Annotated in this window: 7 protein-coding genes and 3 rRNA genes; all 10 read left to right on the forward strand. The window is 62.8% G+C overall.

Translation table 11 applies throughout. The annotated features are described in order from the left end of the window. Positions 1 to 140: 140 nt before the first annotated feature. Positions 141 to 1,657: ribosomal RNA gene (locus OHA42_RS17110) — 16S ribosomal RNA — on the forward strand. Between the two features lie 342 nt (positions 1,658 to 1,999). Next, a 23S ribosomal RNA gene (locus tag OHA42_RS17115) occupies positions 2,000 to 5,131 on the forward strand. A 122-nt stretch (positions 5,132 to 5,253) separates the two neighbouring features. After that, a 5S ribosomal RNA gene (gene rrf, locus OHA42_RS17120) occupies positions 5,254 to 5,370 on the forward strand. Together the 16S, 23S and 5S rRNA genes form the textbook arrangement of a ribosomal RNA operon. Positions 5,371 to 5,884: 514 nt before the next feature. Next, positions 5,885 to 7,141, forward strand: a complete 1,257-nt coding sequence (locus OHA42_RS17125; protein ID WP_406239420.1) for a hypothetical protein — start codon at positions 5,885 to 5,887, stop codon at positions 7,139 to 7,141. Positions 7,142 to 7,756: 615 nt separating this feature from the next. Further along, positions 7,757 to 8,278, forward strand: coding sequence for a MepB family protein (locus tag OHA42_RS17130; RefSeq protein WP_406238282.1), 522 nt, complete (start codon positions 7,757 to 7,759; stop codon positions 8,276 to 8,278). 164 nt (positions 8,279 to 8,442) lie between these two features. Then, positions 8,443 to 9,351: an HAD-IIA family hydrolase gene (locus OHA42_RS17135; RefSeq protein WP_406238284.1), complete on the forward strand. Its 909-nt coding sequence runs from the start codon at positions 8,443 to 8,445 to the stop codon at positions 9,349 to 9,351. A 25-nt stretch (positions 9,352 to 9,376) separates the two neighbouring features. Further along, positions 9,377 to 9,661 carry a hypothetical protein gene (locus tag OHA42_RS17140; protein ID WP_406238286.1) on the forward strand — a complete coding sequence of 95 codons (285 nt, stop codon included), beginning with the start codon at positions 9,377 to 9,379 and terminating at the stop codon, positions 9,659 to 9,661. Between the two features lies 1 nt (position 9,662). Further along, positions 9,663 to 10,484 (forward strand): TlyA family RNA methyltransferase, encoded by an 822-nt coding sequence (locus tag OHA42_RS17145; RefSeq protein ID WP_406238287.1) that lies wholly within the window; start codon positions 9,663 to 9,665, stop codon positions 10,482 to 10,484. Continuing rightward, positions 10,481 to 11,491, forward strand: a complete 1,011-nt coding sequence (locus tag OHA42_RS17150) for an NAD kinase (protein ID WP_406238289.1) — start codon at positions 10,481 to 10,483, stop codon at positions 11,489 to 11,491. Before OHA42_RS17145 ends, OHA42_RS17150 begins: the two co-directional genes overlap by 4 nt. Continuing rightward, the gene (recN, locus tag OHA42_RS17155; RefSeq protein ID WP_406238291.1) at positions 11,469 to 13,238 is read left to right on the forward strand and encodes a DNA repair protein RecN; all 1,770 of its coding nucleotides are present in this window, start codon (positions 11,469 to 11,471) and stop codon (positions 13,236 to 13,238) included. The genes OHA42_RS17150 and recN overlap by 23 nt, the downstream gene beginning before the upstream one ends. Positions 13,239 to 13,264 lie beyond the last annotated feature (26 nt).

Below are 13,264 nucleotides of genomic sequence, written 5' to 3' on the forward strand. Positions count from 1 at the left end.
TGGTTCCGGCCTTGCATACCCCCCGGTTGTAGGGTTGGACATTTAGTCAGCAAATCTTTTTGCTGGCGTTTTGTTTTGCTAGGTTTTCGGACTCTAGTTATTCTTCTGATTGCACCCTTTCGGGGTGTGGTTGTGAGTCTTCAACGGAGAGTTTGATCCTGGCTCAGGACGAACGCTGGCGGCGTGCTTAACACATGCAAGTCGAGCGGTAAGGCCCTTCGGGGTACACGAGCGGCGAACGGGTGAGTAACACGTGGGTGATCTGCCTCGCACTTCGGGATAAGCCTGGGAAACTGGGTCTAATACCGGATATGACCAAGAGCTGCATGGTTTTTGGTGGAAAGATTTATCGGTGCGAGATGGGCCCGCGGCCTATCAGCTTGTTGGTGGGGTAACGGCCTACCAAGGCGACGACGGGTAGCCGACCTGAGAGGGTGACCGGCCACACTGGGACTGAGACACGGCCCAGACTCCTACGGGAGGCAGCAGTGGGGAATATTGCACAATGGGCGAAAGCCTGATGCAGCGACGCCGCGTGAGGGATGACGGCCTTCGGGTTGTAAACCTCTTTCGACAGGGACGAAGCGCAAGTGACGGTACCTGTAGAAGAAGCACCGGCCAACTACGTGCCAGCAGCCGCGGTAATACGTAGGGTGCGAGCGTTGTCCGGAATTACTGGGCGTAAAGAGCTTGTAGGCGGTTTGTCGCGTCTTCTGTGAAAACTTGGGGCTCAACCTTAAGCTTGCAGGCGATACGGGCAGACTAGAGTACTTCAGGGGAGACTGGAATTCCTGGTGTAGCGGTGAAATGCGCAGATATCAGGAGGAACACCGGTGGCGAAGGCGGGTCTCTGGGAAGTAACTGACGCTGAGAAGCGAAAGCGTGGGTAGCGAACAGGATTAGATACCCTGGTAGTCCACGCCGTAAACGGTGGGTACTAGGTGTGGGTTTCCTTCCACGGGATCCGTGCCGTAGCTAACGCATTAAGTACCCCGCCTGGGGAGTACGGCCGCAAGGCTAAAACTCAAAGGAATTGACGGGGGCCCGCACAAGCGGCGGAGCATGTGGATTAATTCGATGCAACGCGAAGAACCTTACCTGGGTTTGACATACACCGGAAACCTGCAGAGATGTAGGCCCCCTTGTGGTCGGTGTACAGGTGGTGCATGGCTGTCGTCAGCTCGTGTCGTGAGATGTTGGGTTAAGTCCCGCAACGAGCGCAACCCTTATCTTATGTTGCCAGCGCGTAATGGCGGGGACTCGTGAGAGACTGCCGGGGTCAACTCGGAGGAAGGTGGGGACGACGTCAAGTCATCATGCCCCTTATGTCCAGGGCTTCACACATGCTACAATGGCCGGTACAGAGGGCTGCGATACCGTGAGGTGGAGCGAATCCCTTAAAGCCGGTCTCAGTTCGGATCGGGGTCTGCAACTCGACCCCGTGAAGTTGGAGTCGCTAGTAATCGCAGATCAGCAACGCTGCGGTGAATACGTTCCCGGGCCTTGTACACACCGCCCGTCACGTCATGAAAGTCGGTAACACCCGAAGCCGGTGGCCTAACCCTTGTGGAGGGAGCCGTCGAAGGTGGGATTGGCGATTGGGACGAAGTCGTAACAAGGTAGCCGTACCGGAAGGTGCGGCTGGATCACCTCCTTTCTAAGGAGCACTTCTGCATCGCACCCCGAAGAGTCGGGGATGGTAAACGTTGATGCCAGAGACCGTTTAGTTCCCGTATGTGGAGCTGCGGACGCTCATGGGTGGAACGCTGACAAGCTCTCCCGCATTGTGGTCGGTCCTTCAGTGGCCGGTCCCGCGGTTGATATATCGACACACTGTTGGGTCCTGAGAGAACACGCGAGTGTTTCCTCTTAGGCAAGATAACGATCCGGTTCGGGCTTCACGCAGACCGCACTTGTGTAAATGAGTGGGCATGGTGGTGGTTCGGTTCGTACTGGGTGTGTTGTTTGAGAACTGCACAGTGGACGCGAGCATCTTTGTTAGTAAGTGTTTAAGAGCGTACGGTGGATGCCTTGGCACCAGGAGCCGATGAAGGACGTAGGAGGCTGCGATAAGCCTCGGGGAGCTGTCAACCGAGCTGAGATCCGAGGATTTCCGAATGGGGAAACCCAGCACGAGTGATGTCGTGTTACCCGCATCTGAATATATAGGGTGTGTGGAGGGAACGTGGGGAAGTGAAACATCTCAGTACCCACAGGAAGAGAAAACAACAGTGATTCCGTGAGTAGTGGCGAGCGAAAGCGGATGAGGCTAAACCATGTGGATGTGATAGCCGGCAGGCGTTGTCCATGTGGGGTAGTGGGGCTCATTTTCTTATCACTGCCGTGATGAGCGAGAGTTAGAAACCGTTGGGTTAGTCGAAGTGGTCTGGAACGGCCTGTCGTAGAGGGTGAGAATCCCGTAGACGAAAACCTGGCGGCTCTCGTAGTGAGTGCCCGAGTAGCAGCGGGCCCGTGAAATCTGCTGTGAATCTGCCGGGACCACCCGGTAAGCCTGAATACTCCCTGGTGACCGATAGCGGACTAGTACCGTGAGGGAAAGGTGAAAAGTACCCCGGGAGGGGAGTGAAATAGTACCTGAAACCGTGCGCTTACAATCCGTCAGGGCCTGCGCCAACTTCGGTTGGGTGGGTGATGGCGTGCCTTTTGAAGAATGAGCCTGCGAGTTAGTGGCATGTGGCGAGGTTAACCCGTGTGGGGTAGCCGTAGCGAAAGCGAGTCCGAATAGGGCGTTTCCAGTCGCATGTTCTAGACCCGAAGCGGAGTGATCTACCCATGGCCAGGGTGAAGCGACGGTAAGACGTCGTGGAGGCCCGAACCCACTTAGGTTGAAAACTGAGGGGATGAGCTGTGGGTAGGGGTGAAAGGCCAATCAAACTCCGTGATAGCTGGTTCTCCCCGAAATGCATTTAGGTGCAGCGTCGCGTGTTTCACACCGGAGGTAGAGCTACTGGATGGTCTAGGGGGCCTACAAGCTTACCGAAATCAGCCAAACTCCGAATGCCGGTGTGTGAGAGCGCGGCAGTGAGACTGCGGGGGATAAGCTTCGTAGTCGAGAGGGAAACAGCCCAGATCGCCGGCTAAGGCCCCTAAGCGTGTACTAAGTGGAAAAGGATGTGGGGTCGCGAAGACAACCAGGAGGTTGGCTTAGAAGCAGCCACCCTTGAAAGAGTGCGTAATAGCTCACTGGTCAAGTGATCCTGCGCCGACAATGTAGCGGGGCTCAAGTACACCGCCGAAGCCGCGGCATTCACACAATACATCCGCCATTCCCTGCGGGGGGTGGTGCAGTGGTGTGGATGGGTAGGGGAGCGTCCTGTAGCCAGGGAAGCGGCGGAGTGATCCAGCCGTGGAGGCTACGGGAGTGAGAATGCAGGCATGAGTAGCGAAAGACGAGTGAGAAACTCGTCCGCCGAATGACCAAGGGTTCCTGGGCCAGGTTAATCCGCCCAGGGTGAGTCGGGACCTAAGGCGAGGCCGACAGGCGTAGTCGATGGACAACGGGTTGATATTCCCGTACCCGTGTATCCGCGCCCATGATGAATCAGTTGTGCTAAGTGTCCTGAACTTCCGAGAAGACCTTCGGGTCTCGAGTGGAGGGATGCACATGACCCCGGCTGGTAGTAGTCAAGCGATGGGGTGACGCAGGAAGGTAGCTGGGCCAGTCAGTGGTTGTACTGGTGTAAGCCTGTAGGGCGTTGTGTAGGCAAATCCGCACAGCATGTGCCTGAGAGGTGATGCGTAGCCGATTGAGGCGAATTCAGTGATCCTATGCTGCCGAGAAAAGCCTCTAGTGAGTTGGTACACGGCCCGTACCCCAAACCGACACAGGTGGTCAGGTAGAGAATACTAAGGCGATCGAGAGAACTGTGGTTAAGGAACTCGGCAAAATGCCCCCGTAACTTCGGGAGAAGGGGGACCCGGTCTGGTGATGAGATTTACTCTCGGAGCTGGGTTGGGTCGCAGAGACCAGAGAGAAGCGACTGTTTACTAAAAACACAGGTCCGTGCGAAGTCGTAAGACGATGTATACGGACTGACGCCTGCCCGGTGCCGGAAGGTTAAGAGGACCGGTTAGCGCTTCGGCGCGAAGCTGAGAATTTAAGCCCCGGTAAACGGCGGTGGTAACTATAACCATCCTAAGGTAGCGAAATTCCTTGTCGGGTAAGTTCCGACCTGCACGAATGGCGTAACGACTTCTCTGCTGTCTCAACCACAGACTCGGCGAAATTGCATTACGAGTAAAGATGCTCGTTACGCGCGGCAGGACGAAAAGACCCCGGGACCTTCACTATAGCTTGGTATTGGTGTTCGGTACGGTTTGTGTAGGATAGGTGGGAGACTGTGAAGCGGGCACGCCAGTGTTTGTGGAGTCATCGTTGAAATACCACTCTGATCGTATTGGACCTCTAACCTCGGACCATGATCTGGTTCAGGGACAGTGCCTGGTGGGTAGTTTAACTGGGGCGGTTGCCTCCTAAAATGTAACGGAGGCGCCCAAAGGTTCCCTCAGCCTGGTTGGCAATCAGGTGTCGAGTGCAAGTGCACAAGGGAGCTTGACTGTGAGAGCGACAGCTCGAGCAGGGACGAAAGTCGGGACTAGTGATCCGGCACCGGCAAGTGGAAGCGGTGTCGCTCAACGGATAAAAGGTACCCCGGGGATAACAGGCTGATCTTCCCCAAGAGTCCATATCGACGGGATGGTTTGGCACCTCGATGTCGGCTCGTCGCATCCTGGGGCTGGAGTAGGTCCCAAGGGTTGGGCTGTTCGCCCATTAAAGCGGCACGCGAGCTGGGTTTAGAACGTCGTGAGACAGTTCGGTCTCTATCCGCCGCGCGCGTCAGAAACTTGAGGAAGGCTGTCCCTAGTACGAGAGGACCGGGACGGACGAACCTCTGGTGTGCCAGTTGTTCCGCCAGGAGCACTGCTGGTTAGCTACGTTCGGAAGGGATAACCGCTGAAAGCATCTAAGCGGGAAGCCTGTTCCAAGATGAGGTTTCTCACCACCTTGAGTGGTTAAGGCCCCCCACAGACCATGGGGTTGATAGGCCAGAACTGGAAGCTCGGTAACGGGTGTAGGTGACTGGTACTAATCGGCCGAGGACTTACCAACGAAGAGGCTACGCGTCCACTGTGCGGTATCTGAAACAATACACAGATACAGAAGCACCTTGATGAAGCAGATTGTTTTCTGTTTTTGATGGTGTGCTCTCTGTGTGGATAGTTTCATAGAGTTACGGCGGCCATAGCGGCAGGGAAACGCCCGGTCCCATTCCGAACCCGGAAGCTAAGCCTGCCAGCGCCGATGGTACTGCACTCGACAGGGTGTGGGAGAGTAGGACACCGCCGGAACATCATTCGCGATAGGGGACCCAGATTCTGGGTCCCCTATCGGCGTTTGGGCACCTTGCCTGCCCATCGCACGCCTCCGCGTCCATGCCCCACCATCGACACGTGATTCAATTTGTGGGGCCCCCGACCACTTTTTGGAACCTAGAAAGGGATCACCGTGTCGGAACAGAACGACAACCGGAAGTCCTTCCGGCGTGACACCCCCGCCTCTGGTTCCGGCCAGCGTGGTGCAGGCGGCGAGCGCCCTGCACGTGGTGGCGATGGCGACTCGTCCTCGAACCGCCCTGAGCGGGATCGCACCGGCGGCCAGGGCTCGGACCAGCGTGGCGGATTCAAACGAAGCGGCGATTCCGGCCAGCGTGGTGGATTCAACCGGAGCAACGACTCCGGAGGCTCCAGCCAGCGAGGTGACTCCGCGGGCGGCTTCAAGCGCCGCGAGGATTCGGGCGAGCGTGGCGGTTTCAATCGCAGCGGTGGTTCCGGCCCGCGCAGCGGCTCCAACAATCGAGGTGGAATCAACCGACGAGATGATTCCGGCCCGCGTGGGGGATCAGGCGAGCGTGGCGGTTTCAACCGTGGAGGCGACTCCGGCCAGCCAGGCGGGTCCAATCGCGGTGGTGAATCCGGCGGCCGTGGCGGTTTCAATCGTGGCGGTGACTCCGGCCAGCGTGGTGGTTTCAATCGTGGCGGTGATTCCGGTGAACGTGGCGGCTTCAATCGCGGTGGCGACTCGGGCCAGCGCGGCGGTTTCAACCGTGGCAGTGGTGATTCGGGTGAGCACGGTGGCTCCGGCGACCGGGGCGGTTTCAATCGTGGCGGTGATTCGGGCCAGCGCGGCGGTTTCAATCGGGGTGGTGATTCACGAGGCGGGTCCGCTGACCGTGGGGCCAACCGCCCTGATTCCGGTCAGCGGGGTGGTTTCAAGCGCAGAGATTCCGGTGAGCGTGCAGGCTTCGGACGGTCCGGCGAGCGTGGCGGATCGGATCGCGGGTCTTTTCAGCGTGGGGATGGACCGTCGGAGGACCGTCGTCGTGGTGGCGAGGGTGCGCGCGCAGGAGGCGGCGGCCAGTCGGCGGATCGACGCCCGCCGCGGCCCGAGGAGCCGGATCTGCCGGACGACATCCAGGCATCAGATCTCGAACCTGCAGTCCGACGTGACCTGCTGAGCTTGGACAAGACCAATGCAGAAGCCGTCGCCCGCCACCTGGTCATGGCGGCCCGACTGATCGACGACGACCCCGGCCTGGCGCTGGCACACGCCCGTGCAGCACGGCAACGCGCAGGCCGCATTGCCGTGGTTCGCGAAACCGCGGGTGTGACTGCCTACCACGCGGGTGAGTGGGCCGAGGCGCTCTCCGAGCTGCGAACCGCCCGCCGGATGTCCGGTGGATCCGGTCTGCTCGCGGTGATGGCGGACTGTGAACGCGGTCTCGGCCGACCCGAGCGTGCGATCGAACTCGGCCGCAGCGACGAGGCCCGCGCCCTGAGCGGCGATGAGGCCAGTGAGCTGCGCATTGTGGTTGCCGGCGCCCGTATGGACCTCGGTCAGTACGACCAGGCCGTGGTCACCTTGCAGACTTCCGATCTGGACCCGTCCCGCACCGGCTCGGCCGCCGCCCGGCTGTTCTATGCCTACGCCGACGCACTTGTCGCGGCGGGCCGGACCGACGACGGACTCACCTGGTTCCTCAACGCCGCCTCCGCCGACCTGGACGGCGAGACCGACGCCGAAGACCGCGCGGCCGAATTGACCGGCGAGACCGACCTCTGACCGTGGGATCGGTGCGCGCTACGGAACTGTCGGGCGAGACCGGCTCTCGAGTGCCGTCACAGTGCCATGAGCTGACCGGCACCGCAAGCGTCCGCGCGCCGGCGGGCGCAGAGCGGAACCGCCCGCCTATTCGAGCGTCTGAGCGCCGCCGGAGTGGAATGCGGAACTGACCAGCTGTACAGACTCGTGAATGCTGGTGGACTGCAGCGCGACACTGTTCGGCGACTCGGGCTTCTCAGCGCCGCTGGAGTGCGTTACGGAGCCGCGCGGCAACTCCGGCTTCCGAAGTTGCCGGAGCGAACCGCGGATCTGATATTCGGGACAGACTTCCGGGTGCCGGCGGAGTGCACCGCAGCGGCACAGGTTTGTGAGTGCGGTACGAAGCTGTTCGGCGGCTCGGTATTCTCAGCGTCGTCGGAGTCCGTGCAGAGCTGTTCGGCGACTCCTCCTCACGAAGCGGTCGGAGTTGTGTCTATCGGAGCACCGACACAGGCTGCCGGGTGTCGTCGGAGTGCCGCGCCGAATCGACCAGCGGCGGAGGCTTGTGAGTACTGGTGGAGTGCTGATCGGAATGTTCTGGCGAGATCGGATTGCGAGCGCAGGCGGAGTCCAGTAGTGCAGGTGGAACCTTGGTCGGCCCACGATGATCTGGCTGCCGCGAAAGCGCTGATATTCGAGCCTCTCGAGCTCGATTGTTCTGTGCCGGTAGTCGAACCGGAGAGCGTCGAGTATGCGGCACACTCTTTCACGGTGGGCGGCCGGTCGGTGCGGTTTCGAGTAGGCAAATCGACACCGACGAAAGTCGGTCAGTTCGTCACCGTGTGGCAGCGCGGGGTGGGCGGACCGATCCGGCCGTTCGATGTCGCCGATCGCGTCGAGCTGTTCGTCATCAGTACCCGCACCGGAAGCCACTTCGGCCAATTCATTTTTCCTGGCACCGTGTTGTGTGCGAAAGATATTGTCTCTATTGACGGTTCGGGTGGTAAGCGCGGGTTTCGGATCTATCCGCCGTGGGCGGACACCACGAACCGTCAGGCCCGTGCCACACAGGCGTGGCAGCTGGAGTACTTCCTGCACGTGCAGCCGGGCGAGTTCGTGGATCTCGCTCGGGCACGGTTGCTCTACGGCCGGCCGTGACCGGCGACGACGGCCGTTCTTTGTTGTCGAGCGGTGGGCGTAGTGTGCTGTGTGCTTCCGGGAGCTGCGGCCGCGTGCCGACCCGCGAAGCAGATCGCCGGGCAATGGAGCATGGGCGAAGAGTTCGGCAAGGGCTGCCGACGGTGACATGGAGTGAGAGTGGTGTGAAGCGGCTACGAGATCGCTACGAAGCCCTACTGCTGGATCTGGACGGCACGCTGTACCGCGGACCCGAGGTGATCGAGGGCGCCCCCGAGGCACTGACGAATTCCGGCGTGCCGCAACGGCTCGTCTACGTCACGAACAATGCGAGCCGAGGGCCGGACGCGGTCGCCCAGCACCTGGCCGAACTCGGTTTCCCCACGACGACCGACGATGTCGTGACCAGTGCGCAGGCGGCGGCCAGGCTGCTCGCGGAGCGACTCGAATCCGGCGCGACCGTCTTGATCGTCGGCACCGATGATCTCGCCGCGGAGGTGAATGCCGTCGGTCTGCGTTCGGTCCGCCGCTTCAATGGCACCACGCCCGATGCTGTCGTACAAGGACATTCGCCGACGACCGCCTGGCCGGATCTGGCCGAGGCGGCCTACGCGCTGAGCGCTGACGCTCTGTGGGTTGCCGCTAATACCGACAAGACTTTGCCGAACGAGCGTGGACTCGCGCCGGGCAACGGCGCCATGGTCGCGGCCCTGCGAGCGGCTTCCGGTCGTGCGCCACTGGTGGCGGGCAAGCCTTACGCGCCGCTCATGGAGGACGCCTTGGTGCGGGCGGGCACCCGCAGCGCGCTGGTCGTGGGCGACCGCCTCGACACCGACATCGAGGGCGCCAACCGGGTCGGCCTCGATTCGCTGCTGGTCCTGACGGGCGTGAGCACCCTCGATGAGCTGCGCAACGCTCCCGCTGACCTGATCCCGACCTATGTGTCGGAATCGCTGGACGCATTGAATCACCCGCCCGTGGCAGACGAACCGGACCTGGCCGCGACCGACTTGGTCGCCGACTTGACCGCACGCCTGCGGCGCAACCCAGGACGAGCCGTGACGGTGCGCGCGTCCGGTTCGGAAATCCGATAGCGTTGACATCACGATGAGTACTCCGATGCCCCGACCGTATGGACCCGGTATGAACGGCCCCGGCTCGAACGGACCCCGCCCGGGGGTCCCGATGCCGGGCCAGCATCTGCCTGGCGCACAAGGGCGCCCGGAACCGGCCGATCCCGCTCGGATTCGCGCCGATGTCGAGATCCTGCTTGCCGAGCTCGGTTCGCGTGCCGGTCAGCCCGAGGGCGCCGAAACCGGCACCGACATCACGCGGCGGGCACGCATCCTGGAGCAGGCACATGAGGTGCTGGTTCAGGCCTTGGCCACGGTGGACAAGATCTGAGGTGGCCAGGCGCGCGCGGGTGGACGCCGAACTGGTTCGCCGCGGGTTGGCGAGATCGCGGGAACACGCGGTCGAGCTGATCGGCGCGGGCCGCGTCCTGATAGCTGGAACGGTCGCGGTGAAACCGGCGACGGCCGTCGAAACGGGCACCCCGCTGGTGGTGCGCGACGAACCCGACGAGGTGTCATGGGCTTCGCGCGGTGCGCACAAGCTCCTGGGCGCGCTCGAAGCGTTCGAACCCGAGGGTTTGACGATCGCCGGTAAGCGCTGTCTGGACGCGGGCGCCTCGACCGGTGGCTTCACCGATGTCTTGCTCTCCAAACACGCACGCGAGGTCGTCGCCGTGGATGTCGGCTATGGCCAGCTGATCTGGCGGCTGCAGAACGATGAACGGGTGCGGGTTTTCGATCGCACCAACGTCCGCAGCGTGACCCCCGAATCGATCGGTGGCACGGTGGAGCTTGTGGTGGGCGATCTGTCGTTCATCTCCCTCGGCTTGGTGCTGCCTGCGCTCGCCGCCTGTTCTGCGCTGGGCGCAGACCTGCTGCCGATGGTGAAACCCCAGTTCGAAGTGGGAAAAGAACGGGTGGGTTCCGGCGGTGTTGTGCGCGATCCGGCTTTGCGTGCCGAAGTGGTGCGCGATGTCGCGGCCGCGGCCGCGGGGTTGGGGCTGTGCACTCGAGCGGTGGTTGCCAGCCCGCTGCCCGGCCCGTCGGGCAATGTCGAATACTTTCTGTGGCTGCGTAAAGACGGGCAGTTCGAGTACGACGGCGAGCAGGTCGCGGCCCTCGTCGAGCGTGCGGTTGAGGAGGGTCCACAGTGAACGCGCAGGCGCCGGACGAGTCCGGTGGCCGGGAGATTCTGCTGGTTTCGCATCCCGGCCGCGCGGAGATCATCGAAACCGCCCATCGGGTGGCCAAGATCTTCGCTGATGCCAGGATCGGGCTGCGGGTGCTCGCCGATGAGGCGGAAGGCACCCGGTTCGATGTTGATCTCGATTGTGAGGCCTCGGGGCCAGGCTCTTCGGCGGTGGCAGCGCCCGGCGGTTATCCGGTCCGGGTGGTCGAGCACTGCCCGGATGCGGCGGTGGGTTGTGAGATGGTGCTCGTCCTCGGTGGTGACGGCACTTTCCTGCGTGCCGCCGAGCTGGCACGGCCCGCCGCGGTGCCGGTGCTGGGAATCAATCTGGGCCGCATCGGTTTCCTCACCGAGGCCGAGGCAGAGCATCTGGACGAGGCGTTGGCCCAGGTGGTCCGCAAGGATTACCGCATCGAGGATCGGATGACGATCGACGTCACCGTCCGTGTGGATGACGAGATCGTCGAAACCGGTTGGGCGTTGAACGAAGCAAGTATCGAGAATGCTGCGCGGATGGGCGTGCTCGAGGTGGTGATGGAGGTCGACGGACGTCCGGTGTCGCAGTTCGGCTGTGACGGCATCCTGATCTCGACGCCCACCGGTTCGACCGCGTACGCGTTCTCCGCGGGCGGTCCGGTGGTGTGGCCGGAACTCGAAGCGCTGCTGGTGATTCCGAGCAATGCGCATGCCCTGTTTGCGCGCCCGCTGGTGACGAGCCCCGAGTCGCGTATCGCCGTGGAATCCGTTGCGACGGGACATGATGCGATAGTTTTCCTCGACGGCAGGCGTACCCTCGCGCTGCCGAAGGGCGGGCGGGTCGAAGCGGTCCGCGGCGCCGTGCCGGTGCGCTGGGTGCGGTTGGATTCCGCGCCTTTCGCGGATCGGATGGTGCGCAAGTTCCAATTGCCCGTGACAGGCTGGCGTGGCCGACGGCGAACGGAGAGCACACGTGCTGACAGAGATCAGGATTGATGGCCTTGGCGTTATCTCGACCGCCACTGCGCAATTCCATGAGGGTCTGACAGTTCTCACCGGTGAAACAGGTGCGGGCAAGACCATGGTGGTCACGAGCCTGCACCTGCTCAGCGGCGCGCGGGCCGATGCGGGCCGGGTGCGGCTCGGTGCCGCGCGCGCCGTGGTGGAGGGGCGCTTCACCGTGGACGACGTCAATGATGCCGCGCGCGCCGAGGTCGGGAAGGTGCTGGAATCGGCTGCGGCAGAGGCCGATGACGACGGCAGCATCATCGCGATCAGGACAGTCGGCAGTGATGGTCGTTCGCGCGCCCATCTCGGTGGCCGCGGTGTGCCCGCCGCGGTGCTCGCCGACTTCACCGCCCCACTGCTCACCGTGCACGGCCAGAACGACCAACTGCGGCTGCAGCGCCCGGACCAGCAGTTGTCCGCGCTGGATCAGTTCGCCGCCGACACGGTCGGACCGTTGCTGCGCAAGTATCAGGTGCACCGGCGGTCCTGGCTCGATGCCCGCACCGAACTGATCGAACGCACCGCGCGCAGTAGAGAACTCGCGCTGGAGGCCGACCGGCTCAAGCATTCGCTCACCGAAATCGATGCCATCGCACCGGAGCCCGGTGAGGATGTGCGCATCGTGGACGAGGTGCGCAGGCTGAGCGACCTGGATTCCCTGCGCGAGGCGGCCGTGACAGCGCATGACGCACTGGCCGGTTCCCCGGATTCGCCCGAAGACGGTTCGGGCGCACTGGAATTGCTCGGTGTGGCGCGGGCCCGGGTGGAATCGGCCGACGACCCCGCATTGACCGCCCTCGCGCCCCGGCTGGAGGAGGCCATCGCGCTGGTAGTCGATCTGACCACCGAACTCAGCGGCTATCTTTCGGACCTGCCGTCGGATCCTGGGGCACTGGACTCGCTGCTCACCAGGCAGGCCGAACTCAAGACGCTCACCCGCAAATACGCCCCCGACGTCGACGGGGTGATCGCATGGGCGGATGAGTCGCGCACCCGGCTCGGCTCGCTCGATGTTTCGGAAGAGGCGTTGACTGCCTTGGCCGCCGAAGTAGACATCGCCGCCGAGCGTGTCCGGGAGGCGGCGCGCAAGCTGACGGCCGCGCGGACCAAGTCGGCGGGCAAGCTCGCCGCCGCGGTGAGCGCCGAACTGGGCGGGCTGGCAATGGGTAAAGCGCGGCTCGAGGTCGAGGTGCGCCCGGTGCCGGCGAGCCCACAGGATTCCGCGCCGCTGACGGTCGACGGAAAAGAGCTGCACGCAGGATCATCCGGCGTAGACGAGGTGGAGTTCCGGCTGTCCGCGTATTCCGGCGCGCAGTCGCTGCCCTTGAGTAAGAGCGCGTCCGGTGGTGAACTCTCGCGCGTGATGTTGGCCCTCGAAGTGGTGCTCGCCAGTTCCGACCACGGCGCGACGATGGTGTTCGACGAGGTCGATGCCGGCGTCGGCGGCCGGGCCGCGGTGGAGATCGGCCGCAGGCTCGCTCGTCTCGCCCGCACCCATCAGGTGATCGTGGTGACCCACTTGCCGCAGGTCGCCGCGTTCGCCGACACGCACCTGGTGGTGGACAAGTCCGACGACGGCAAGGGCAAGGTCAACAGTGGTGTTCGCGCGCTCACGAAAGATGAGCGAGTGATCGAATTGGCTCGCATGCTGGCAGGGCTCGACGACACCGAGACCGGGCGAGCCCACGCGGAAGAGCTCCTCGAGACCGCCCGCTCCGAACGCGCGTCGGCCTGACAGCCGCCTGGTGCGTCTGGATGTGC

This window comes from Nocardia sp. NBC_01009 (genome assembly GCF_045208035.1).
GTDB lineage: Bacteria > Actinomycetota > Actinomycetes > Mycobacteriales > Mycobacteriaceae > Nocardia.